Consider the following 23,446-nt stretch of genomic DNA (forward strand, 5'->3'; position numbering starts at 1 on the left):
CGACTGCAGTGTGGTCGATTTCGCAAATTTGGCCGATTTAGCGGATTTACTGCCGCTGGGCAGTATAAGCGGCAGTGGGATTTGGTGGGCGCCGTCCTCGAGAAAGCCTTTTTGTCCATTCAAACGGCTCATCGTCTCTCCCCCCATCAACTGGAAAGTGACTGTTCACAGAATATATCTTGTATTCTTTTCAGAAGATTCAAATTAGATATTGGCGTCAGTAGTCTCATGCCAGGAGCGCGTATTGAAAGCAGCGACCGGGTCACCCTCCGAACACTCGAAACCGAGGACATTCCATTTATTCAGCGTGCATTTGCTAACCCCGAAATACGCTACCCGGCTGGCACCCCTCTGAAAAATCAGGAGCAGATAGCGAAATGGGTCGAAAACAACAACGAAGAGCAATTTCTCGTTTGCCTCGATGCAGATCATGCTGGTCCTGCTCACCCCGATAAGAACGACGTGAGACTTATTGGCGCAATTTCGGTGAGAGATATCGAATGGCGACGTCCCGAACTCGCGTATTGGCTCATTCCGGAGGTCCATGGTGAAGGGTATGGGAAAGAAGCCGTCTCGTTGGTTATTGAATACATCTTCCGAGTGTACAACACCCCGGGTGTGGGTGCAGAAGTCTATGATTTCAATACCGCCTCTCGTGGTCTACTGGACTCACTCGGCTTTACTGAAGAGGGACGTATCCGGAAGAATCGCTTTATTGACGGTAAGTACCGTGACTCGGTCCAATACGGGCTGCTCCGTGAGGAATGGTAAGTACCCCGATCTCAATCTATGCGCAGTTCGTAGTGATGGACTCACGCCCATGTGACGGCGAGTATGTGCCCCGAGAGATCGGCCGCCATCCGATCACCACGGAGTGCACTGACAGCTTCCTTGATCGCATCGCGATGTTCGTCTGTAAGCTCGTCGAAGTCATTGCGTCGCTGTGAGACGACACTCTCTAGCCCGGTTACTGTCTCAATAGTAAGTCCCGTCTCTTCGAGTAGGTGTTCTAGTTCAGCAGCACGAAACAGATGCATCGGTGGGCCTGTCGCATCTCGGTCGAATGCATTCAGTAATTCTGTGTCGTAGTCTCCGGTTCGGACGAGCCGTGGAAGTAGCTCCGTTTCGTCCTCTTCTGGTGGTAACTTCCCCGAAAAGCGTGTGATTGTTTGGAGTGCCGCAAGTCGCCCCATCACTGAAACGAACACAGAGCCACTAGGGACAGTCACACGTTTCAGTTCAGTCACGGCCTCTCTCCTTTCTTCTTCCGTCAAGACATGGGAGAGCGGTCCGCCGAGGCACAACGTCGCGTCAAACTTAGCGGTGTCTTGTTGCAGATCACGAACATCGCCAACCTCGGCCATTATCTGGTTGTCTACCCCGTATTCGGCCGCTTTTGTTGTGGCGAGTTCGACTTGCCGTCTACTTGGGTCGACGAGCGTTACGGTATATCCTTGCTGAGCAAGCCATACGCTGTAGCGACCAGCGCCCCCACCGACATCAAGGACGTGCCCAGTAGCAGGGAGATGCTGCTTGAGAAAGTAGAGAGTCTCTTCCCATTCGAGGTGGTGATAGAAGTCACGCTCTAATCGATCCCATTCGCGTTCTCCATAGTCGTCGTAATATGACGCCAGGTCAAAGTCCTCGCTCATATCTAACTTCTTTCGGGATTTCAATAATATCGTTGTGATCGTGCAGACCGGTCTGCAGAATCGCTCTCAAAGTAACTTCTAATCTTTCATCGACACAGGGTGGTCTGACCAATCGCGGATGCTGGTCGTGATCTGGTCAAGCTCATCAGCGGTAAGCTGGGGGTGAACCGGAAGGGCAAGTACCTGATTCGATAGTCGATTGACGGTTGGCAATTCGGGAGTATAATTTCGATACGCCGGTTGGTGATGAATCGGTGTCTCATAGTAGACGCCCGTCGCAACACCTTGCTCGGTAAGGTACGTCCGAAGGCTCTCTCGCTGTTCAGTCTGGATCGTGTAGATATGGTAGACATGACGTCGATTCGCAGGCTCGACCGGTGTCTCGACGATCCCATGAAGTTGCGACGTGAGTTGTTGAGCATTCTGTCGTCGGGCCTCGGTATACCCTGGTAGTTTCTTGAGTTGTGCCCGCCCGATAGCGGCAGTCACGTCCGACATACAGAAATTATGCCCGAGACCATCATAGCCCTCTTCTGTTTTTCCGTGTTCGATAAATGAGCGGGCACGCTCTGCAACTGCCGGATCATCAGCTACCATCATCCCGCCCTCACCGGTCGTCATGTTCTTCGAGGCGAAAAACGAGAAGCACGCTGCATCACCAAGTGATCCCACCGGCACACCATTGTACTGTGCGCCGTGAGCTTGGGCAGCATCTTCGACGATCAGGAAGTCGTACTCGTCCGCCAATTCGTGTAGATAATCCATCTCACAGGGAAGCCCGAAGGCGTGGACAGCGAGCACCGCATCGATCTGTTCACCCTCACGGAGCCGTTGCTCAAGCGCCTCGCAGTCAAGGTTGTAGGTATCAGCCCTGATGTCGACGAACGTTGGGGTAGCACCACACCATCGAATCGCGTTCGCACTCGCAATAAACGAAAATGGTGTCGTCGCAATCCGGTCACCCTTCCCGAGTCCGAGTGCATGGAAGGCCGTGTGGAGTGCAGTTGTTCCGTTGGCGGTTGCGATCGCGTGGTTGCCATCGCAGAAAGCTGTAAAATCTGTTTCGAAGGCCTCGACTTCGGGGCCACGAGTAAGCTGGCCGCGTTCGAACACCGTCGCAATCTGATCCAGTTCAGCATCACCAAGGGTTGGAGCCGCGAGAGGAATCATCTGAAGCTTCGAATGCAACGATCCTCAATAAAAAATTTTGCCTCAGTGAGCGCATCTCAGTTGAGACGTTATAGAATAGAGATCTGGATAAATTACTTGTCTATTTCTGAGTAACAGTATCGTATGATCCCGAACTATATGGACAAGTACGATGCAAAAGCGCTCTTTTCACCCAGTGACGCTGTTGACGCGCAGGATGATGGACTACCCGATATCCCTCCTGCTGTCATTCTTGGCTATCAAGACGAACTCACCGACGTAGTGCGTGAACGTGCAGATTCGACGGTGGACATCGTACGCTCACAATATCTCTATCTGCTCTCTGATGCTGTAGGGTATGTTCCGGTGCATGAATGGGGGATCGGAGCCCCAGTCACTGCAACAGTCACGGAGAATCTCATCGCTGGGGGTGCCGAGGTCGTGGTAATGTTGGGTGGCTGTGCTGCACTGCAGACAGAGATTGCTCCCGATGCAGCGATCCTTCCAACGGAATCGATTCGGGACGAAGGAGTCTCCTATCACTATCTGCCGCCAGATGAATCGGTAACAGCGACTGAACCACTCGTCGATTCCCTTGATAATGCTCTCTCAGAGGCAGGATTCGATACCCCACGAGGGCGAACCTGGACGACAAGTGCGATGTATAGAGAGACGATCCCTGAGATTGAACACTATCGCAATGAGGGAGTGGTATCGTTATGTATGGAATCAGCCGCATTCTGGGCTGTTTGTGAGTACCGTGATGCTGATGCTGCGACGGTGCATGAGATCGGCGACTATTTGACGCCCAATGACTGGGTTCCGGATTCAGACGCGGAACGAGGATTGCCAGAAATGATTGATCCAACCATTCAGGCCTTAGAGAACCATTTGAACGGAGAATAGTCTCACCTGAACGCTCCAACTAGTGGTGCATATCTCACCGGTCGGATTTCGTGAATACGAGGCAATAGGTGTGGTCATAGCCGTAGCCAAACCGTCCGGCTCTATCGTTGGGGCTGCCGTCTCCTTCCCAAGTAATCACCACCTCCCCATCGAAGTGAAACACGTTCGAAATACGCTCTGCGATGTCCCACGCTAGTGTTGTTACCCGATCTTCGTATTTGATATTACAAACATCAACAACAAGACGCCCATCAGGAGCAAGCACTGAGTCAAGTTGCGTAAATGCGGTTTCAATATCGTCAAGATAGTCTTCGTACGTACTGGTGCCCGAATAGTTCTGGAATGGGTTCTGCTCGCTCGTCTGTTCCATAAACGGTGGTGAGGTGAAACAACAGTCACAGGCTGGAAACCACGATGGATCTAACTCAAGTATACTCCCCTGGTGTACATGAGTGGGTGTTGAGACCTGCGACTGGATGTGCGAAACCCGGTCGGATTCGTATTCGAGACCATACGGCACCCGTTGCAATCGTTCAGCCACTTTGAGTGTGGTCCCATAGCCAGCGAAGATATCAATGACGTTCTCACCGGGCGCAGAATACTCTTTCAGAAAATGTTCGACAAGGGCATCTGGAGTGCGAACTTCGTCTGTATGTCCAACCGGTAACTCTTCGTCATGAGCGTACTCAAACGAGAGTGCTGTAGTCATCTATGGAGTGATTTACTACCGGAGAATAATCGAAGCTCCGGTCGAATACAGACGTACCACGAAGCGATGTGCAATCTACGCTCTGTAGTTAGCAAGTGGATTCTCACCGGTTAGTATAATATACTAACGCACTGGGGAGACTTCTTTACGATAAGCGGCAGGAATTTGAACATCACGACAATCTCTGGGATGGAAACGTCGTCCGCTCGTACAACTCACCGCTTTAGTTCGCTAATTATCCACTGGTTTAGACCGAAGCAAGTAGCTCATCGACGTGGTGCTTACCAAGCGCGATCGTATCGTAATCCTCCGTACCGATTTCCAACGTCGCTGTGCCAGACCACCCAACGTTTGCGAGTGCTGCAAACACCATCGCAAAATTAATGTTGCCCATACCAACTGGGAGATGCTCGTCATCACTTCCCCGTGTATCCACCAGATGGAGGTGACTGATTCGATCGGCATTGTCGGCACAGAAGGTGGCCATCTCAGTTTCGTTCATTCCAGCAAGAAGTGCGTGACTGGTATCGAAGGTCATCGACGCTTCGGGATAACGCTCTAGCAACTCTGAGAAGGTCGTTGCATCGTAATAGCTCGATACAATATTTTCGAGGCAGGGTTCTAGGTTCCGTTCGTGAGCCGCAGGGATCAACCGATTGAGTCCTTCGTGGACAAACTCACGGCATTCTGCCTCTGTCCAGCCGAGATCCCACGCATCGGAAGACGGATGAAACACGACCTTCTCAGCCCCTAAGTCCGCCGCAAGATCCATGCCTGCAGTGAGTTCGGTGATCGCACCCTCTCGAACAGGCGTAAATGGCACTCCAGGATCAACAGCAAAAGGAAGATGAACAACAATGTCGAGCCCTGCGCCTTCAAGCGTTGCTCGCATCGTTTCATGTTGATCTGTAATCCGCTCGCGGGCGTACGGTCCATCGAGCAGGAGTTCTATGAATTCGAATCCTTCGTCTGTGGCCCACTTAACGGCCTCGTCGAACGGCATTTCGAGACCAACCGTAAAGCCCAGCTCCAGACTGATTTCTTCTTTTTCTCCCGAATCATCTGTTGACATAGAACTATCTCTCCAACCCACTACCAATAGACATTCTGATTCCCTCGTTCCACTCAAGTCACGGACTGGCCAGAAATAGCAACGTCACAACGCTACGCTGGTTGGTGGTTGAGGGGCACGCTTTACTTAGCAACATCCGCGATTAGTTCTCCAAAGGGTTTTTTCCTCTCAGGGTGAGGAACGAATACTTATGGATTGACGGGATATCAACCGGGAGGAAATTGAGCGCCGACGTGACCGCTTGTTTGATCGTTTTGGTTCCGTTCCGGTACACGAGCGGCACGATACACCAGATTCTGACCGATTTGAAGAATGGATTGAGATGTCGAAAGACGGCTACATCGGCAGTTCCTATGCTCTTGTTAGTCGATCGCCAGATGACCTACCGCCGCTAACAGAGTCGATGGCCGTTGACGGCGATGAACAAGAACGCGTGTTACTGATCCTTGGACGTGGGGGCTCGAAGTGGGGAGTCCCTGGTGGTGGACAAGAGAGTAATGAGACGATGGAGGAAACTGTCCGGCGAGAAGTAACCGAGGAAGTCGGCATAACCGTCTCTGTGACAGGGATCAATCACATGCGCCATGAAATCTCCACCTGTGAGGGATATGACGAGCGACTCCATGTTCTTCGCGTATTCTTTCATGCCGATTACGAGGCTGGGTCGATCACAATTCAATCGGGTGAATTGAATGGAGCTGCGTGGTTCACTGACCCACCTATGATAGAGCGGTTGTTTCCATCGACGCAACGATTAGTTGCGACGTGGGAGAACGAGGAATAGCGCCCTCACGAGTTTGCTGAATAGTGGTATTCTCAGCGAATATACTTCACTCGAGATCTGGTGTGTCCACACCCGCTTAGTGCAACAGGCGGAAGTAGATATATAGTATAGAATGCCAAATCGAAGGCTAGCTTTTGTACACTGTTGTCGAGGACGACCGAATGCTCCGCACCGGACCACCTCGTCCGACTGACCGCTGCTTACGACGGTCGGACAGTCGGCCTGCATCGGACAGACTGACAGTCAGCTTTTCTCGTTGGAGGACACCACATTTCCGTAGTAATTCGGCCGTTTCCCGTGCTTCTCACGGCCCTGCTGCACGTTGTGGTCTGTCCGTCGTTGAGTTCACTCCATGCAGTTGCGCTCTCTCTGACAGTCCCTGTGGAGACCTACTGACGGACAGTCGCCTCTGCTGTTACTGGCAGTCGTAGAGTGTCGTGACAGTTGGACAGTCCCCGTCATCGCTGCTCGACGTCCAGTTTTTTCGGCAGGGTGGACAGTCCCATCGGCTGGATCATGCCGGAGTCCAGGCCATGCTGTTGCCACTGCTGACAGTCCTCTGTTGGGTAGTGGTTGGTGTACATGACGGCCTGTCGCTCGTAAACAGCCTCAGGTGCTGAATCCGTGGTTGTCGGTGTTGCGCTCACTGAAACCGTGGTGTGTCGCACAGACTGGCACCCCAGTGGTGCGCTCGAGGTCAGCACCTAGCTATTGCGTACCGATGTTGGCACCCGGCCACTGTTCACACTGTGAGTAGAGATATGTCGCTCATCGGCACCCCCTCTCTGCAGGTGCAGAGGGTGGCACCCAACGCTAGACGCATAGCGTCCTGTCGGGCCTGTCCGGCCAGAGGTGGACTGTCCGGCGTCGTCACGCCCGGTGACTGTCCAATGTGGTCGCAGCACCACGCTTCCAGTGGTCGTCACTCGGTATCTGGGGTCCCGCTGCTCGCGATGATTTGCATGAGTTTCGGTGTGGTTGCACTTTCCCTGTCGGTTCTGCTGTCGCTGTCCGTACTGTGCAGGCTGTGACTCACTGCTTCTCGCCGGCCGTGGGTACTATGGTCTTCGTGCTGTCTTGGACGCCAACGCTCTCGGTCCTTGTTCATGGCCTCACCTCAGTTTGCATTCGTCCTCTCTGCTGTTGTCCTATCTTCGGTCGACGCACTCGTTGGTTGCTCTGCTGGTCGCGCTGCGGGACTGTCCCCCCTCTCGTCTCTCTTTTTCCTCTGGGTCCGGCACGGCCTGACTGTCCCACGTCTTCACTCTGCTCTCTTTGCTCCTCGTGTTCTCGGGTGGACTGTCCCCACTGCTTGCTCGCTGCTGATGGGCTGTTCGCTCGTCGGTCTTCTCGCCTGTTCTGTGCCTGTTGGGGTGCCCCTGTTCACGTCATATTTTCCATCGTCACCATTGTGATAGGTTTGGGTGCCCCTCGCTGCTGGTGCACTCATCATTTGCTCTATGGCGCCCGCCTAGATTTTCACTTTGTTCTCGGGGCGTTCTCGCCCCGCGCTGTGTCGCGCACACTCAGTTCCAGTTTTTGATACATCTGTGGGATTCCCCCTTTGGCGTTATTTTTTGGTGTTGGTCACCGCTTCATGCACAGCAATCGGTATTCCTTGGTTCAATTGAATTCAACCAGAATATTATTGTTGGTGAAGTTCGTTAGCCTTGCATGTAGTAGACTATGCCATCTGATACATCCGTCACCCTGCCCCCCGCGGAAGCCGACGAGATCCAAGAGAAATTAGATCGTGGCAATGAGCATCGCCGCAACATCCTGAGCGCACTCGCCAGTGCTGACAGTGACGCACTCAACACGTCACAAATCCGAGAACGTGCCGACGCACCCAGCGGCAGCATGAACCACTACCTTACGGCACTCGCCGACTGGGGTGTGATCGAAGAGACGGGAGAGCGCGAGTACAGCCAAGGCGGTGGGCGGAGAGCGCGCGTCTGGCGGCTCACAGAGAAAGGAGCGGCATTCATCGAGGAGCGCCCGGATGCGCTCACAACGCCAAAAGGGGCCGCTACAGCGGAGCGCGTGACAGCACTCGAAAATCGTATTGCTGCGCTCGAAGATGAAACGCGGAAACGCCGAAAAGCGATGGTGGAAATTCTGAAAGTGATCGCTGAAGTCCAAGACGACGCCACTCAGCAACAGGTCAGGCAGATCGTGCGTGACTCCGACCTATAGGAGGTGGTCAAGCGACTCTGCCGTCTTCTCGTCCCCCGTCGCTTCGGGGTCGTCCGCTGTGTCCTCCGTTGGGTTTTCGTCGGTTCTCTCGTCGCTCACGTTGCTGTCAGTCTGTTCTGAGCGCTCGTCGCTGTCCGTGCTCTCCAACGTGTCGCCCTCGGCGCGCTCTGTTTCCTGTACCGTACTGCTCTCGGTGGCAGGCGCGCTCTCATCTGTCATTTCTGTGTCGGCAGTCGGTAGATCGGTGAGTGGTATCTGTGTGCTGCCCTCGTACAGCCGGAGGTCAATCGGCGTCTGTGTTTCTGGCGGCACCACGATCACGTCCCACTCCACCTCGTCGAGGTCGCCGTTCATCTCGTATTCGGGGATCACTGGCGGCTTGATGTTCCGCTCGCCACCGGTCGGGTAGGCGCTGGCGTCGGTGAAGATGTCCGCTGCAGAGTCAAACCGGGCATGGACAGTGCCGTCACTATCACGGAGAAGGTACTTGCCGGTCTGCTTGTCGTACACCCAAACGTTCTCCCGGCTTCCCGGTCGTGTCATCGCTTCGCCATCAATTCTGAGGGCCTGCGTGCCGGTGTAGAACCGCCGTTCGCTGTCGTCGGGATGATTGCTCCGACAGCAGAACGGCTCGTGAGCAACCGTATCATACACGTCTTTAGCCACCTCTTCACGAGTGAAAAACAGGCACCGATGACCTGCGTTGTGTGCCTGTGCGAGATTCCGCACCGTTTGTGAGGGTTGGGTACTCCCGGTGGTGTGCTCGCTTTCAATATAGGCGTCTTTGGTTCCAGCGAGACGATTCGGGATTTTGTGGTCCTCCCGATAGCTGGTCACTTTGTCGGTAATCTCCTCAGGGTCGTCGCTCGACCCGATAGTGAGCAGGTCGTCAATTCGGGCTAGCCCGTCGGGCATGGCGTCGCCGGTTTGCTCGGGGATCTCGAAGATGAACCCGAGTTGGGTCATTGGGATGTAGGCGTCGGCCATCTGGGCCCAGTGTTCGGCCTTCCCGTCGTTCTCAGTCTCCCCGAGATTCAAGAACCCCGTATCCAGTGGCTTCACGTGCGGGACGCCGTCTTTTTCGTCCCGATCAATGTATGGATCGGGGATCTTCAGTACAACCTCACGGAACACCTTGCCATCGTCGGTCAACCGTTTTCCCGGCAGATACCGATTCAGTCGCTCCACACAGTCCGCAACGGGAATCCAGCCGCCAGGATCGCCGTTGCGGATTGTCTCGTCGTAGATCGCTTTCAGTGCCTGATTGCGCCACCGTTCGTCGCTCATGTCGCCCGCGACTCCTATCGTCTCGGCGAGTGGATCGGTGGCATCGTCTCCATCGGCAATCTCGCCGAAGAAATGACTGTTTGCGGCCTGTTCTTCGGCCGTTTCGAGCGGTTCACCATACCGCTCCATCGACCGCTTTTTCAGCGCGTCGATGTCTTCCTGTGTGCGTGCTGCCTCGCCTAACACCTCTTCACGGACTTCGCGGATCGGCGGGAACGTGTCGATAAGAGTCGCGATGTCTTCATTTTCCTCCGTGTATTGGACAAGGTAACTCGAATAGCGAGAGATGTCCTCCAGATCGCTGGCGTCTATCCCACGGTATTGAGCGGCGGCATACCGAGAACTGTTGCCCGGCATCTTGAACGAATTCCAGATGTCGATGTTGTCCTGTACTGCACCTTTTACACCCCCGGTGTCAGTATCGCCTGGGAGTTGATTCGCCGGGCTCTGGCACGCCAGTGTACAGCGATAGCCAAGCCCACCCCCTTGCGAGAGGATGTGTGGAAGCATCGACTCGGAGGTTGTGAAGTTGTGAACCTCGTCGCCAATCAAGTGGAACGGGGCGTCGTTCTCGCTCATGAGCTTCGCGAGATACGTCGCCGCGATGTACGCATTCGATAACGCCGTCACTTCTGTCTTGCCCGCGCTTTCGGTGAACAACAGTGCAACCCATTTGCCATCATCAACAGCATCCTGAATCGAAAACGTCGCGTCACGTGAGCTAATCATCGACCGGATGCTATCTGATTGAACGTATTCATCGAACCGACCTGCAAGGGGATTCAAGTCAATGTTATCGTCTTGAGCCATTCGCTCGGCTGCTTGTGCGATGAAGGCGATTCGATCCTCTTGCATCCACTCGCTGAACTGCGCAAAGTTGCCTTTATAGCTTGCCGCAGCCGCTAAATCGAGGAAGGTACAGGTTTTGTTCGCTCGAAGTAGCCCCCGTGCGAGCGTGCGGGTAACACGCTTCATGACGGACCCCACGTAGTTGTCTGACCCACCCGCTTCCGCAACCATCATGGTAACCACGTCCGCCACTGCGTTCGTATAGGAGTCAAATTCGCGGGTGTCCGGCTCGACATGACTCGGGATTTCAAGGAGATTGAATCTCGGGATGCACTCGTCTTCGTCGCCAAGATCAACGACGACTACGTCCTCTTCTGGTCTGTCATCCGGCCATTCGGCGATGAATTCATCGCCATCTTGCCCCTTCGGGTCGATAATGAGCCCGCCTTCGTTGTCTTTCTCTGGGTCGTCGTGGAAACGACGCATCGCTTGTCCCGTAAAGTTGGTCAGTGCGACTGTTTTCCCCATCCGAGTTCGACCGCCGACGAACTGGTGTGCGTTCAGGAATCGGTCGTAGACGCCAGCCTCGATGCCATGGCGTTTCCCCCATCCATACCAGTATGGATCCCCGACGTCGGCGGCATCGATCATCGCAATCTGTTTTTCCTTGCGGGATGCCTCTTTGGAGAGACCAGCGGCTTCGAAATTGAACCGTGGCGTCCCCGGCGGGATACCCTCTCCCGGCGATGCGAGCGCCCACCGAAGTTTGTTCGTCGAAACGTCTTCGGCCTTCGGGATGTTCGTGAGTCCGGCAACTTCGATCTGTGGCTTGACCATCCGTTGTTCAGGAGTGTCGGGCCACTCTCGCCCGGCTGCTTGCGTTGCCACGTCGATCGCGTCGCTGCCGTTCTGTGGAATCGGGATGAACGTTTGGGCACCACGATACTCGTAGAAATTGTCGAACATCTCGGCGGTCGACGCGACGCGCTCGCGAGCAAGGTCGGGGTCATCACTCACAGCCACGATTCGAACGTGAAATTCCCACCCGCGTCCGTCGAGGTCCGACAGCATCTTTGCCGCTTGTTTGTCGGCCTTCGATGGCGGGTGCTCGAATTCGTCGCGGAAGAACGGATGCAAAAACCCGAGTGCGCTCCCGATCGGCGTCGGGAGGATGGCTCGCCGTTCATACGTTTCCTGATTGAGGAACCAGCGGAGTTTCTGGGTTGAGAGCGGCGATGTTACCTTGTCTTCTTTCGCTGTGAGTCCGTTGCCGTACGCATCAGCGATACCGTAGCCATCCGAAACACCGTTCTGCCAATCTGTCCCGGCGGGGCGAGCCATGACTTGCACAGCAACGTCAGCATCGACACCGCCGGCGTCAGCAGCGCCAACCATCTCAGTGAGGATACTCCCAGTTGGGTCGTTTCGGAACTCGTCAAGTTCGACGTTCTTCAGGGGGTAGAGCGAGTAGCGTCGGAGTCCAAGCGTCGCGACGGCCATGTGCTGGCCGTCATCTGGGGTGAGCCACGAGGCAGACCGCTGCTCGGTTCGTGAATCTGGATACTTATCGGGAAGTTGCCGACCGAGGAGTGCACTGGTGCGCTCGTCCCCGCCGACGTATTGGAGAGAGAGGACACGCTCGTCTGTTGTTCCTGACGCAACTGGGTCCGGCGCGTATCGCATTTCGAAGGCGAACGGGGCTGAGGTATTCTGCTCACTCCGTCGAAGTACTCCCTTCTTCGTCGTCTTCGCGCGTGGCAGCGACCGCAATACTTCGTCCATCCCATGGATCCCCGAATTGTCTTTGTGCGGACGAACGACGATCGCATCCTGCTCGACGCTCTCCAGTGCAGCAGTGAGGCGTGAGACATCATCTGGCGTGAGTTCGTGGGGTTGAAGCTCAGTCATGTGCCTCCTCGCCAGGCTGCTCGGTGCGTTCGAGGTGTGTGTCTGCCTCTGTCCGGTTCATCTCTGCATGATAGTCGGCGTCTTTGGAGCCATCTTTTAGAAAGACAAGTCGGCGACCTTGGTCGGTGATCTGATACTGTGACCATCCAAGACCGATAACCCGCTCGGCAAGGTTCGTGCCGCGATGGATCTGTCGGACAACCACTGTGTCGCTACTCTTCCGTTCAGCCGTGTGGCTGCCGGGGTAGCTGTTGAGATGCTCGACCAGTTCGTCTGCAGAGAGGGCTCTGGATTGCCGATCGGTCATCGTCTCACCCGACCCATCTGCAGCGAGTCCCTCTGTCACTGCCTCCGGATCGATGCTTGCGTCTACGTTGGGTGTGTCGTCAGTAGTAGCGTTATCGGAGCCATAGAGAGCGTCGCGCATCCAATCGCGGTAGCTCTGTCCCGTCCGGTAGGAGTACGTGATGCTCTGGGCGAGCACGGGGCTTGCTTCAACGCGCGTCTGAATCCACCCGCGTTCAGTGTTGAGCGACAGCACACATTCCGAATAGTCTTTATCAGCAGAGCCGGGGATGAGTTCCTTCTGGACGATGTCTGCGTGTTGTTTGGGGAGATTAAACTCCGACAGAGTGCGCGCTTTGACGAGTGGCGCGTTCATAATCTGGATTGTCGAACACTGTTCAACGATGGTTTCGCGTTTGTTCTCTTCGCCTCCGGTTCCGCTTCCAGTGTTTGCCTGCCGGACGAATTCTTGGGGCGACTGTGTGACGAACCACAGCGCAGCATCATACCGTCGCCACTCACGAGCGGCCTTGTTCAACCAATCCACCATCTCAGGCGAGTGCAAGAGGTTGTGCGCTTCGTCAATCACAAAGATGGTTTGCCCCTTCGTCTGCTTGATGAGTTGGGTCACTTGCCCAACAGCGAGCTGCAGATTGACCGACTTCGCGCCGCCTGTTTGTCCGGCCAGTTGGCGCATGTCCATGTATGCCAGTTCGGTCTCGGGCGTCAGGCCGTCGGTCGTCTCATTCAGGATGTTATGGTACTTTCCGCCGGGTTTGAATCCTGAGAGTTCACTCAGGAGATCTGCAATCCGCTCTTCCATCCCATCAATCTCGGCGAGTTCGTCGGTAAACGTGTAATCGCCGGGGTTTTTCATCATATCCTCGAGCGTCTCGAAGAGATCGCTCGGCGATGGGGATGGATTCCCGTGCGTCTCCGGATCGGACGTAATGCCCGCCTTGGCGTATGTTTGTTCGACGGCCTGCTCAATCATCGCGTGATACGGTCCCGGGTCCACGTCGTGCGAGCGGATAATCCCACAGAAAAATTCCGTTGCTTCTGTAACTTTCAATCGGTACTGGTTGTATGAGCCGCGCGTTGCCTTCTGGTCGTGATCGGCGGCCGGACGGATGTCAAGCGGGTTGATCCCCGTCTTGCCGTCGATAACGATGTGCTCTGCATCGTAGGCTTCGACAACATCCTCAAATCCGCCTTGGGTGTCACAGTAAATCACCGTCCGGTCGTCACCGTTGAGGTACCATTCATTCGTGCTTGACGTCACGGAGAAGGTTTTGCCGCTTCCTGACGGACCGACCGTAATGATGTGCGGAGCCATTCCTTGATCGAATGGATCGGCCTGGATCGTCCGTCCAGTCGTGACGTCACGGCCCCACCGAATACCGCCAGCGTCACTGATATCGGGGGTTGCTGCTGGGAGTGCTGCACCGAACACACCGCCGAGCGCAAGGTGCGTCTTCGTTTTTCGTCGGCGAACTTCGCCTTTCTCTGCATAGTGATCCCTCCCGAATGGCGATGCAGACCGATAGGCCGCGTGCTGATCACCAAACGGTGCGGAGATCGTCACCTGTGCGGGCGGCGATTTTAACTCCTTCTTCACGGTATCACACGCTGCTGTGAGACTCTCAGTGTCGGGTGCGCGGACAGTGACGTACCCCGAAAGTCCCCACGGCTGCGTGTTGACGCTTTGCAGCAGTTTGTACGCCAGAATGTACGCCGAGAGGTCGTCGTCAATCGTGATCGTTGAGACGTCCATACTATCAGCACGGTCCATTCCTTCAGCATCGATACGTGGGATCACTCGGTTCAGCTTCGAGATAACCGTCTCTCGCGGCTTCGGGTGGCCGTACAGTTTGATATCGAGGTCGACCCCCTGCATCGTATAGAGTCCGTGGAGGAACTTTGCTGGCGGTTGGACCGGCCAGTTCGACACCCAATATGTCCGCGCGACCGTATCGCCCACTTCGACGTGACGACTGTATTCGGCATACCACTCGGGTGCTATCGCGCGCTCTGTCGGCGTTGTTCCCGGTAGGTCGTCGGGAACATCATCGATATCCATTGGCGGGACAGCGGCCGTTGCCGCTGACTTCCCAACGTCATTCGACGGGAACGGTGTTCGGTCCCAGTATTCTCCGGCAAGGTTAATCGCCTCACGGGGTGAGAGCGGTTCTGCAGTGGCGTGTTCGCTGGTTCCAACAGCGTTCAGTGCCTCTTGCAGTCGGTGTTCAAGCTCGTCGCTGTCATCTGTTGCCGTGACGATGAGATAGTGGGTTGTTTCGTTTGCCCCTTCCTCTTCATCACGCTCGTCAAGCCACTCGCCAATCTCGCCGAGGAGACCGGCCAGATACGGTGTGAGCCGGGTTTGATACGCATTGAGCGCGCGTTCGTGATACTCATCTGCAGCCTGCGAAACGTCGGGGCGCGTCGTCGAATACATCGCAATCTCCTTGCCGTCGTCCGAGATCTCGCCGTCAACGCCTTGTGTGAATGTGCCGGACAGCTTCTCTAACATCCCGGGGTGGAGAAACTCCGTGTTGCTTCCCCGAAGACGAATCGGGACGATTGCTTTCCCATCGTGAGTCACCATTCCGGCGAACGTCGTCGGATTCGTCTCGCCGATCTCGACGGTGATGCTCTGCTCGACACCGTGGAGGTCTGCGCCGTGCTCGACCGCATCGTCATATCCCCACGGCAATGACAATCGCCGCCGGACGTGAGCGAATGCGTCAACAACACGCTCGTGCGGGTACATCGCCCATGACGAGCCGAACGCGGCACCCATCGCACAGAATCCTGCGACAATTGACCCACCGATACAGCCAACGCCGAGCAGTGGCGAGTCTTTGAGGGTGAACCATAGGCCGAGCAAGAAGAAAATGATAGATGGGAGTGCGGTCAGTGCCGTTGTGATGGGCACTTTGACTGGAAGACGGCCTCCTGTTGCATCAATCGAGGTGTCCACGTGTGGGAGCACTAACTGCCGAGGGTCGATATCGTCGCCAGAGTGGTTGTCGGGCTGTGCATCGCGATTCATTGAGGTGTTTGAACTCATGGTTAGTCGTCGCTCTTTGATTGTCCAGAATCACTGTTCGACAGCCGTGATGGGTGTCGATCTGACCGCCGTTCCCGCGCCCGTCGAAGCTCAGTGCCTCGTCGCGCCCGAGAGTTGTGTGATCGGCCGGCTTTCGACCGAACCCATCCTCTCATACCGCGGGTTGTTCGCCGAGTGCGCGACTGGAGTGATGAGCCGACATCGGAGCCTCGATCTGACAACCGACTTGTTCCCTCGGCTGCAACGGAGACCACTTTGCTCCGAAGCTCCTCCCCCGATGGCACACGGTCACGCAGGTTACGCATGCGTTCGGATTCTCCCGCCTTCCGGCCGATCCGGCCGCCAGTTGCGACAACCGAGCGAGGGATGAGCCGTTTCAGCCCGTAATATGGCAGGCCAACGAACGCAATCGTCACGCCGATCGCAACGAAGAGGAACGTTATCGCCGTCCCGGGGTGCTGCGGGTCGAGCGGAAGCTCCATGATAAATCGGAGAATGACGGCTTTGCCGAATTGAAGCGGGCTCAAGAGCAACGTCGCCATGATACTCCCGTTTCCAATCGTCTCTAAGACGAACAGATCCGACATGTAGAGACCGACCGAGAGCGGCCACAATGCGACGAACAAGTACGTCAAGATAACAAAAAACAGGTGGATAAGAAGCCCTGCGAGGATAACCACCGCATTATACATCAGCAGGCCAAACCCGAGAACTACCCCCACGCCGAGCTTTGCCGTATTGCCGGGTGTCGATAGAAATTGAGACCCCGACGGGACGAACGCCAGCGCTGCTTCGTTCCAGAAGTGAAACCAAAACTGGAGGAATTCCCAGCCAGCGATGATCAAGACGAGCGCCCACATAACTTTCTTCAACCGGTCTTTCCGTGAAACTCCTCGCGTATATCCGACGTTGAACCAGCCAATTCCCCACACTAACGGGAGAACAAACGCCGAGAGCATCCCGTACACAGTGGCAACGCCCACCCAGTACGGATCGTGAAACGACACCCAGGTTGCTGGTGCCATCGGATCACCGGCCGCTGGGAGCGTGATGAGACTCCGATGGAATTGATCAATGAGGCTCCCGACACCATTCGTGAATGATTTAGTTAACCCCGCAAGGGCATTCGATAATAACCCCCACCCACTCGGGAAATCCGGAACAAGCTCGATTTTATCAGGCACGCCAGGGACATTAGGTATTATCGCCCCGCCACCGCCGCCACCGGCACCACCTCCTGTACTGATTGTTGTACTATTCGCCGCTGTCGTCGTATTCGTTTTAGGGCTCATTCAGTCATCAGTGACTCCTAAAAAATCACGTGCTATTCCGTTCTCGGAGGCTATCCAGTGAAGACGTTGACTGCGCTGATGTGATCGAACGTCGTGAACCCAAGGGCCGAGAGGATCTCCGGACCAGCGCCGAGGACGACAGCACAGAGCAGCATGATTGCTGCACTGGCAATATACTTCGAGACGCTGTTTTGCCGTTTTGTGTCGTGGCTCATTTGGGCCATTCCGGCAGCACCGAACATGAACAGCGACCCGATCGAAAGCACCATCGTGAAGATCAACAGTGCGAACTGGATGAGCGTCCCGATGCCCGAGTTAAACAGCGCGTCAACACCAGCTTGGACATCGAGCGGCACGGCGGGGAGTGTCCCCACGATCTGTGCAGCGACTATTGCTAGGTCTATTCCGACCATAACATAATTTTTAGTTCTAGAAACTTAAGTTTTGCCCCACGTGGTGCATAATTAAAATAAAATATAATACATACCCCACATGGAGCACATTAAAGTGGGTAGATATCCAAGACTATTTTACACGATACCCGACAATATATCGAAAATCATGCCAAGAAAACCAGCAGACCCCTCGGCGGCTGACATTCTCGATGAGATGGAAGAATGTACGCCGTACGCTACATCTGACTTCTCTGACCAATATGACGTTAGTAGGTGGACTATTCAGCGGAGGTTACAAGAACTCTATGAGAACGGGCACATACGACAGAAGAAACATGGTGACAATCGAACCACATATTGGATAGACCCAAAGGAAACTTGCGAGGGTTCCAACGGAAGTGACTCAAATGAGTGACCTCCTCTCCGATATATTTGCCCATTCAAAAGCTATCGCCACGATAGGCGTGTACGCACTCGTCTCATTCTGTGTCGCCGCGCTGCTAACGAGCGTCGTCCCAGAATCATATCACATGGCGATTCTCGTCGGATGGATCCTATCGGGTCTGATTGTGGGGAAACTCATCAAAGCTCATTTCCTTTCTACCCAGCCAGCATAGAACTACCTCGCTCTAATTTTCTACCTCTGCATTGCTTTAGACATTGGTGTTCCATCATACCGGATTATAACGTCAGAGAGCCCAAACGTCCCTAATACGTAGCGCGAGTAGATCAGATCTGCTTCTCTACGGGACGGCTGACTACCATCTGTTAGAGAAATTGACACACATTAGTGTGTAGCGACGGCCATCGCGAAAGGCGATAGATCGGCGTGGTCGAAACGTTAGTATGCAGTTCTAACCAGTGATACTCAAAACGTGGCTTCGTCACTCATCCATCTCAGTATAGACATGCTCTGCCGTCACGTTCTCTAAACCCTGTTTGATAACGGCTGGATAGAAGTGTGCGTTCTTCTCGACGTCGTCCATCGGCACGTCAAACTCCCGCGAAAGTTCGAGCTTTAATTCCTGATAGCGGTAACCGAGGTCGTCTTTCAGCGACGGTGGCAGGTACATGTACGTTCCAACCGGCTCTTCGTCTTTCGATTTGTTCGCTTCGTCCGTTTTGTGTGTCTCGCTTGTTTTGTTCGTTTTGTCTACTTCGCCCGTTTCGCCTTCTTCGTTCTGTTGGCGTTGTTTGCGCTGTTCGTGGTTACGGCGCTTCTGGGCCATTCGGTTGGCTCGCTCGTCTTGATTGTTACTCATCGGTGGACAATGGTATTGAGCGCGAAGTGTGTGACAATCCGATCTGCGATCTGCAAAAACACGTCTTGCTGGTCGCACCCTTCCTCTCCCGCGAAGATACTATGGCCCGCTGAAAAGGCCCGTTGGATCTGTGCTCGCTCGCGGACTTGCCAGATTCGGAGTTCCTCAAAGCCTTGCTCGAACCACTCGACCATCTCGGTTGCCTCATTCTTGCGCACGTCGATCCGATTGATGAGGATCCCAAGATCGTTAATCGTCATGTCAAAATCCTCCTCCAGCACATTGATGTGATCATAGAGGAGTTCGACTGCTCGTTTACTCGTCGCCTCGGCTAACGCGGGCACAATCAACGTGGGTGCAGCGTGCAGTGCGTTGTCAGTGAGATAACCCAGATGGGGCGGACAATCAACGATGACGGCATCATAATCGTCTTTGATCACCGCCAAGGCGGGGGCCAACTGTTCGCTCCCACGGCGCATGAGCGTCAAATCGGGTTCGACACTCGTCATGTCGATATTGCTCGGGATTACGTCCATCTCGTCGTGTTCGCGAACGATGTCAGTAATCGCGTCTCGCTGATCCGAATCGGTGAGCACGTCGTAGAGTGTCGGTGGCTCGGCGAGGTAGGCATCTTCCATCCCGAGACCTTCGGTGGCGTTGCCCTGGGGATCGAGGTCAACAAACAGCACGTCGTACCCGCGGGCATTGAGTGCGCCAGCGACGTTAATCGCGGTCGTGGTCTTTCCGACGCCGCCTTTTTGGTTTGAAAACGAAATTGCAGGGGTTTCGACTTTCATCGGACGGCACCTCCGTCATGCGTTTTGCATGCTTTGTATGGTTCGTGTTGTTTGCTCATTTTGTATGCACAAGGAGTGCAAAACGCGCAAATAACATTAAGCTTATGTCGAATAGTGATGCAAAATGTTACGATAATTTTCTCAGACCCGGCAGTAAAAATCCAAATTCGTCTTAGTCAGCAGCTATCTCGCCAGTGTGGTTGGTTGCGTCCTCCATTGGCTCACCTTCGAACACAACGGGTTTGACGAACACGTTCTTGTGAGCAAGCACTGGCCGCTTTGCACGGCCGTTTTGCTCGTACTCGACAACTCCTGCCTCGTATAGGATGTCAAGGTCGCGTTTGACGATACTGATGTCTCGATCAACACGGCGACCGAGATCTCGCATTGATTCGAGATCGTCAGTAGCTATCTCGTCGAGTAGCTCCATCCTTTTTTCCGTGAGCACTTCTTCGGCGGTTGAGCGGGAGAGTAGCAACACATCGTCGAAGCCAGCTTCCGCTACTCGCCGAATGAACTTTGTTTTCTGATTCATCCTAATCCGTTCCCGTCTGGCTGCGGTGTTCTGACGATACGCCTTCCCTGGCATCACACGGTTGTTTTCTGATTTTCATGGCTATCTCGACCAACTCCAGTGAAGGGTTGTCCCCTTGGTCTATGATGACTTAGGAGGTCAACAGTTAAATAGCTACGGGATATGTGCTTATGTAGGAGAATTTCAATAATGGCCGGACCCCAGAATTTTGAGGACAACCTTGGGACGTGGCGGGGGCGAACGTATCTTATGGCGGTCCGAGGGACCCCAGACTACTTCGACCCTGACGACTTTTCTGTGAATGTATACTACAAAGACGCCTCAACTGAGAGAAGTATCGATATCGCTCGTGTTGATACATCCCATGGATATACTCATATGGACCGCCTTTTTCGTGATCCGAAAGATAAGAAGCCCGTTGAGTGGGACATTTGGGAAGCCATCGATCACTTCGAGGAGTACTGGCCCCGCTATGCCAAACAGTTTGAGAAAAATTGGGGCTAACACATTTTTGCTACAACTGTATACCCCCACAAAGGTACTCCTGGAGAGTATCCACTGCCTCATGTTGCACTAAGCGGGTGTGGAGACACGCGATCTCGAGTGATTGTGAAGAGGGCTGGGTTCGTTCAGGAGACGGACTTCTGTAGATCAGCGTACGGACTGTCACTGACGGCGACCGATGAGCGTCTCTCTGAAAGAACGATGACCGCATCATCGGCTGTGTCGGCCCTCGTCGACATGAATCTCTTCTCGTGCTCACTACGGAGGGAATGGATTAAGTCTCTCGTCCGGAGGTGTTGCCCCATAGACTTATCCGTCAGAGAGACCGAGTATATAAATACGGAATCATACGTATCCACTGTGTGTTTGTGCCCCACTGACAAAGGGGCCGCTTGAGCCGGATTCACCGGCCGTGCAGGGTTACTCCCTCGTTCTCTTCGCGTGATCGGCACGCGGAACGCATTCTAGTAAATATGTTCCGCAACACCAGTCACACGACCATGAGACAACAGACCACTTCCACGCCACTCGACACTGGCCTCGACATGTTGAGTTCTTCACACCGCCGCCGCATCCTGCTAGCAGTGTTAGAGGACAATCCACGCGACGAAGATGAATTCACGCCAGACGCTCCGGACGACGAGCTCACAGCACTGAAAACGCAGCTTCACCACGTCCATCTCCCGAAACTAGCCGCCGCGGGCTATATTGAGTGGAACCCTGGCACGGAGACAATTCGTCGGGGGCCGAACTTCGATGAGATTGCGCCACTGCTCACCTTGATGAGCAACCATGCTGACGAATTACCCGCCGATTGGCCCTAGTCCACTGTTTCCCATTTAAACCGGTTGTGTCTCCAACCATTCTTCAAAAATAGCGTTGCTGTTCTGTAGTCATGCAGCGTGGAACCACACGACCACCATCACACAGACACCGATTCGGTCGAACTCACGAAAAAAGAACTCTTACGACTTCTTGCGCATCCCCGCCGTCGGTATCTTCTCCATCGTCTCAATCAAACAGAGCATCCCTTTGAACTGCAAACACTCGCACGAAAGACTGCTGCGTGGGAAGCCGACATGGCACCTGAGACAGTGTCTGCAGAGTTCATCGAACGCGTCCGCATGTCGCTCTATCACAAACACATTCCGAAGTTAGCGGCAGCTGGAATCCTCTTCTTTGACGAACGATCAGAGATGGTTACGCTCGATACATCGTCCTCCCACTTCGAAGTGGTCGCAGAAGCTATTGCAGATGGCGATCCTGATGATATCTACGAGTGAGTGAACGAAGCGACCCACTCACTGGTGTAGTCGTCCATAGAGAGTACTACCATTCACGACGGTCGATTATTTCTCTTTCTCGCTGGAGATGTCCTGAACAACGTCAAGCATTTTTTCGACGCGCGAATCGGCGGTGTACGAAATGCTGTATGTTGCCTCGTTGTACTCAAGCAGCCCATGATCCGCGAGCTTTGGAAGATGGACGTGCTGCAATTGAATCGCGAGTTGACGATGAGTGTCCTCATGTGACCCATCGCTGAGTTCTGTCAGGTGATCAAGCAACTGCTCACGGGAAATTGTCGTCTTCGCGCGTTCGGAGAGATAAAGAAGGATGTGGCGGCGGTGCACATTTGCGAGTAATTTACATAGTGTATTGAGAGAAACTCGGTTAGTTCCCTGGTCGTCACCGTCTCCTCGAGTGGTACTACTGCTCTTCGATAGTTCATCTGAAGTCATCTGTATGGAGCACTCCGTTTCTGTCTGGTGGTTGTATTACCGACTAAGAGACAGTTTAGTGTTATAGTGCAACCATATTTTTGCTCGGGGGTTGCTGTGCGAAGTCTTTTATAAGTGGATGCGAGCCGGATGCGAGTTCCGTCGGCGTAGAGACAGCAAATTGTACACTGTTGTCTCGAACGTGAGCTAGCGAATGGATATTTAGTGGAAACTAATCAGTCGCGTCGGCGTCCATCGAATTGAGAAACTGGTTGAGCATCTTCAGTTCAGCGCCCCGAATCCGTTTCGAGAACGCTTGCGACGAAATATCCAATTCATCGGCCATCTCTTGGAGGGTGATTTCGCTCGGTGTTGCAAAGTAACCCCGTTCGTACGCCATCACCAATGCTTCTCGCTGTTCGGGGGTAAGTCCGAGCGTATAGCCACCACTGTCCTTCTCTGTTAAAGAGAAGACGCGATCTAAATGCAGATCGATATCGGTGGCTGTGAGATAATTGTAAAATTCTGCTAATCGGTCGTGGCTCTGAAACCGCACCCGGAACACCCAGTTTTCACGCCCATAAGCTTCGAGAAGGACTGCTTCGGTCTGTGCAAGCCCCTCTAGTAATGAATCCACTTCCTCGGTCCACACTGCCCGGTACAGCCGACTCTCCCCGATGCGGTCGAGTTCTATGAGGTCATCGACGTGGAGATCGTCACGAACTTGTGTCTCAAATTCCGGAAAGACATCGCTGTCGACCCAGAAAAACGGCATGACAGCGTCTGATGTCGGGACGATCCGCTCGAGTTCGATCGTCGTATCTGGGATTTTCGCCATTGATGCACCGAACATAAACTCGTTGGAATTGATGGTGAACTCGGCGATAATACTCATAGACGCTGTACGGCACCCAACAGTGTAGACTTGTCTGTGATGACTAGCGTAGAGGAAAGAGTGAAAATAAGAGAGCAGTTCGAACTGTTAAGTCTGTATACAATACTAACCTTTGCGCTACCACCGAATCCTAGGCACCAATGAGAAGCCAAGCACAAGCCGCAGCCCGCGAAAATCTTCCTCGTATCTACTCCTTATCGCGAGAACTACTTAAATGAGAACTGGTCAGTGGCCATCG

Annotated in this window: 22 protein-coding genes; 8 read left to right on the top strand and 14 right to left on the bottom strand. The window is 54.2% G+C overall.

Annotated features, from left to right (window positions below):
- Nucleotides 1–228 precede the first annotated feature (228 nt).
- Nucleotides 229–771, top strand: a complete 543-nt coding sequence (locus AC1XDK_RS29350) for a GNAT family N-acetyltransferase (RefSeq protein ID WP_483353567.1) — start codon at nucleotides 229–231, stop codon at nucleotides 769–771.
- A 41-nt stretch (nucleotides 772–812) separates the two neighbouring features.
- On the opposite strand, the gene AC1XDK_RS29355 is transcribed toward AC1XDK_RS29350, so the two are convergent.
- Together AC1XDK_RS29355 and AC1XDK_RS29360 are read right to left on the bottom strand one after the other, a co-directional pair.
- On the bottom strand, nucleotides 813–1,652 hold the full coding sequence (locus AC1XDK_RS29355) for a class I SAM-dependent methyltransferase (protein WP_483353568.1): 840 nt from the start codon (nucleotides 1,650–1,652) through the stop codon (nucleotides 813–815).
- 78 nt (nucleotides 1,653–1,730) lie between these two features.
- Nucleotides 1,731–2,822, bottom strand: coding sequence for a DegT/DnrJ/EryC1/StrS family aminotransferase (locus AC1XDK_RS29360; protein ID WP_483353569.1), 1,092 nt, complete (start codon nucleotides 2,820–2,822; stop codon nucleotides 1,731–1,733).
- Nucleotides 2,823–2,945: 123 nt separating this feature from the next.
- Here AC1XDK_RS29360 and AC1XDK_RS29365 point away from each other — a divergent pair, with 123 nt between their 5' ends.
- Entirely contained in the window at nucleotides 2,946–3,707 is a 762-nt protein-coding gene (locus AC1XDK_RS29365; RefSeq protein WP_483353570.1) for a nucleoside phosphorylase, read from the top strand.
- A 34-nt stretch (nucleotides 3,708–3,741) separates the two neighbouring features.
- On the opposite strand, the gene AC1XDK_RS29370 is transcribed toward AC1XDK_RS29365, so the two are convergent.
- Together AC1XDK_RS29370 and AC1XDK_RS29375 are read right to left on the bottom strand one after the other, a co-directional pair.
- On the bottom strand, nucleotides 3,742–4,416 hold the full coding sequence (locus AC1XDK_RS29370; RefSeq protein ID WP_483353571.1) for a DNA methyltransferase: 675 nt from the start codon (nucleotides 4,414–4,416) through the stop codon (nucleotides 3,742–3,744).
- A 247-nt stretch (nucleotides 4,417–4,663) separates the two neighbouring features.
- Nucleotides 4,664–5,488, bottom strand: coding sequence for a sugar phosphate isomerase/epimerase family protein (locus tag AC1XDK_RS29375; RefSeq protein ID WP_483353572.1), 825 nt, complete (start codon nucleotides 5,486–5,488; stop codon nucleotides 4,664–4,666).
- Nucleotides 5,489–5,729: 241 nt separating this feature from the next.
- Between AC1XDK_RS29375 and AC1XDK_RS29380 the strand changes: the two genes are divergently transcribed.
- Nucleotides 5,730–6,272, top strand: coding sequence for an NUDIX domain-containing protein (locus AC1XDK_RS29380; RefSeq protein ID WP_483353573.1), 543 nt, complete (start codon nucleotides 5,730–5,732; stop codon nucleotides 6,270–6,272).
- A gap of 458 nt (nucleotides 6,273–6,730) precedes the next feature.
- Here the strand turns inward: AC1XDK_RS29380 and AC1XDK_RS29385 are convergent, their stop codons facing one another.
- Complete coding sequence (locus AC1XDK_RS29385; protein WP_483353574.1) at nucleotides 6,731–6,856, bottom strand: hypothetical protein; 126 nt, start codon at nucleotides 6,854–6,856, stop codon at nucleotides 6,731–6,733.
- Nucleotides 6,857–7,958: 1,102 nt separating this feature from the next.
- Here AC1XDK_RS29385 and AC1XDK_RS29390 point away from each other — a divergent pair.
- Nucleotides 7,959–8,468, top strand: coding sequence for a replication-relaxation family protein (locus AC1XDK_RS29390; protein ID WP_483353575.1), 510 nt, complete (start codon nucleotides 7,959–7,961; stop codon nucleotides 8,466–8,468).
- Here the strand turns inward: AC1XDK_RS29390 and AC1XDK_RS29395 are convergent.
- Genes AC1XDK_RS29395 through AC1XDK_RS29410 form a run of 4 tightly spaced genes read right to left on the bottom strand, consistent with a single transcriptional unit; the run spans nucleotide 8,463 to nucleotide 17,515 of the window.
- Nucleotides 8,463–12,452, bottom strand: coding sequence for a DUF8128 domain-containing protein (locus tag AC1XDK_RS29395; RefSeq protein WP_483353576.1), 3,990 nt, complete (start codon nucleotides 12,450–12,452; stop codon nucleotides 8,463–8,465). The two genes, AC1XDK_RS29390 and AC1XDK_RS29395, sit on opposite strands and share 6 nt — an antisense overlap.
- The gene (locus tag AC1XDK_RS29400; RefSeq protein ID WP_483353577.1) at nucleotides 12,445–15,810 is read right to left on the bottom strand and encodes a VirB4 family type IV secretion system protein; all 3,366 of its coding nucleotides are present in this window, start codon (nucleotides 15,808–15,810) and stop codon (nucleotides 12,445–12,447) included. The genes AC1XDK_RS29395 and AC1XDK_RS29400 overlap by 8 nt, the downstream gene beginning before the upstream one ends.
- Before the next feature lie 2 nt (nucleotides 15,811–15,812).
- Nucleotides 15,813–17,102 carry a TrbL/VirB6 family protein gene (locus AC1XDK_RS29405; RefSeq protein WP_483353578.1) on the bottom strand — a complete coding sequence of 430 codons (1,290 nt, stop codon included), beginning with the start codon at nucleotides 17,100–17,102 and terminating at the stop codon, nucleotides 15,813–15,815.
- A 50-nt stretch (nucleotides 17,103–17,152) separates the two neighbouring features.
- Entirely contained in the window at nucleotides 17,153–17,515 is a 363-nt protein-coding gene (locus AC1XDK_RS29410) for a hypothetical protein (RefSeq protein WP_483353579.1), read from the bottom strand.
- A 389-nt stretch (nucleotides 17,516–17,904) separates the two neighbouring features.
- Here AC1XDK_RS29410 and AC1XDK_RS29415 point away from each other — a divergent pair, with 389 nt between their 5' ends.
- Nucleotides 17,905–18,114 carry a hypothetical protein gene (locus tag AC1XDK_RS29415; RefSeq protein WP_483353580.1) on the top strand — a complete coding sequence of 70 codons (210 nt, stop codon included), beginning with the start codon at nucleotides 17,905–17,907 and terminating at the stop codon, nucleotides 18,112–18,114.
- A 267-nt stretch (nucleotides 18,115–18,381) separates the two neighbouring features.
- Here AC1XDK_RS29415 and AC1XDK_RS29420 read toward each other — a convergent pair whose 3' ends face one another.
- From AC1XDK_RS29420 to AC1XDK_RS29430, 3 genes are all read right to left on the bottom strand, one after another.
- A complete protein-coding gene (locus tag AC1XDK_RS29420) occupies nucleotides 18,382–18,759 on the bottom strand; it encodes a DUF8160 family protein (RefSeq protein WP_483353581.1) in 378 nt (125 codons plus the stop codon).
- Nucleotides 18,756–19,556: a ParA family protein gene (locus AC1XDK_RS29425; RefSeq protein WP_483353582.1), complete on the bottom strand. Its 801-nt coding sequence runs from the start codon at nucleotides 19,554–19,556 to the stop codon at nucleotides 18,756–18,758. The genes AC1XDK_RS29420 and AC1XDK_RS29425 overlap by 4 nt, the downstream gene beginning before the upstream one ends.
- A gap of 172 nt (nucleotides 19,557–19,728) precedes the next feature.
- Complete coding sequence (locus AC1XDK_RS29430) at nucleotides 19,729–20,091, bottom strand: HVO_A0114 family putative DNA-binding protein (protein WP_483353583.1); 363 nt, start codon at nucleotides 20,089–20,091, stop codon at nucleotides 19,729–19,731.
- 189 nt (nucleotides 20,092–20,280) lie between these two features.
- Here AC1XDK_RS29430 and AC1XDK_RS29435 point away from each other — a divergent pair, with 189 nt between their 5' ends.
- The 3 genes from AC1XDK_RS29435 (at nucleotide 20,281) to AC1XDK_RS29445 (ending at nucleotide 21,878) form a co-directional block, all read left to right on the top strand.
- Nucleotides 20,281–20,595, top strand: coding sequence for a DUF7718 family protein (locus AC1XDK_RS29435; RefSeq protein WP_483353584.1), 315 nt, complete (start codon nucleotides 20,281–20,283; stop codon nucleotides 20,593–20,595).
- A gap of 500 nt (nucleotides 20,596–21,095) precedes the next feature.
- The gene (locus AC1XDK_RS29440) at nucleotides 21,096–21,419 is read left to right on the top strand and encodes a DUF7344 domain-containing protein (RefSeq protein WP_483353585.1); all 324 of its coding nucleotides are present in this window, start codon (nucleotides 21,096–21,098) and stop codon (nucleotides 21,417–21,419) included.
- Between the two features lie 78 nt (nucleotides 21,420–21,497).
- Nucleotides 21,498–21,878, top strand: a complete 381-nt coding sequence (locus tag AC1XDK_RS29445; protein WP_483353586.1) for a DUF7344 domain-containing protein — start codon at nucleotides 21,498–21,500, stop codon at nucleotides 21,876–21,878.
- A gap of 66 nt (nucleotides 21,879–21,944) precedes the next feature.
- Here AC1XDK_RS29445 and AC1XDK_RS29450 read toward each other — a convergent pair whose 3' ends face one another.
- Both AC1XDK_RS29450 and AC1XDK_RS29455 read right to left on the bottom strand, forming a co-directional pair.
- Nucleotides 21,945–22,334: a DUF7344 domain-containing protein gene (locus tag AC1XDK_RS29450; protein WP_483353587.1), complete on the bottom strand. Its 390-nt coding sequence runs from the start codon at nucleotides 22,332–22,334 to the stop codon at nucleotides 21,945–21,947.
- 211 nt (nucleotides 22,335–22,545) lie between these two features.
- Nucleotides 22,546–23,208, bottom strand: a complete 663-nt coding sequence (locus AC1XDK_RS29455; protein ID WP_483353588.1) for a helix-turn-helix domain-containing protein — start codon at nucleotides 23,206–23,208, stop codon at nucleotides 22,546–22,548.
- Between the last annotated feature and the right edge of the window lie 238 nt (nucleotides 23,209–23,446).

This window comes from Haladaptatus sp. HS23 (genome assembly GCF_056892285.1).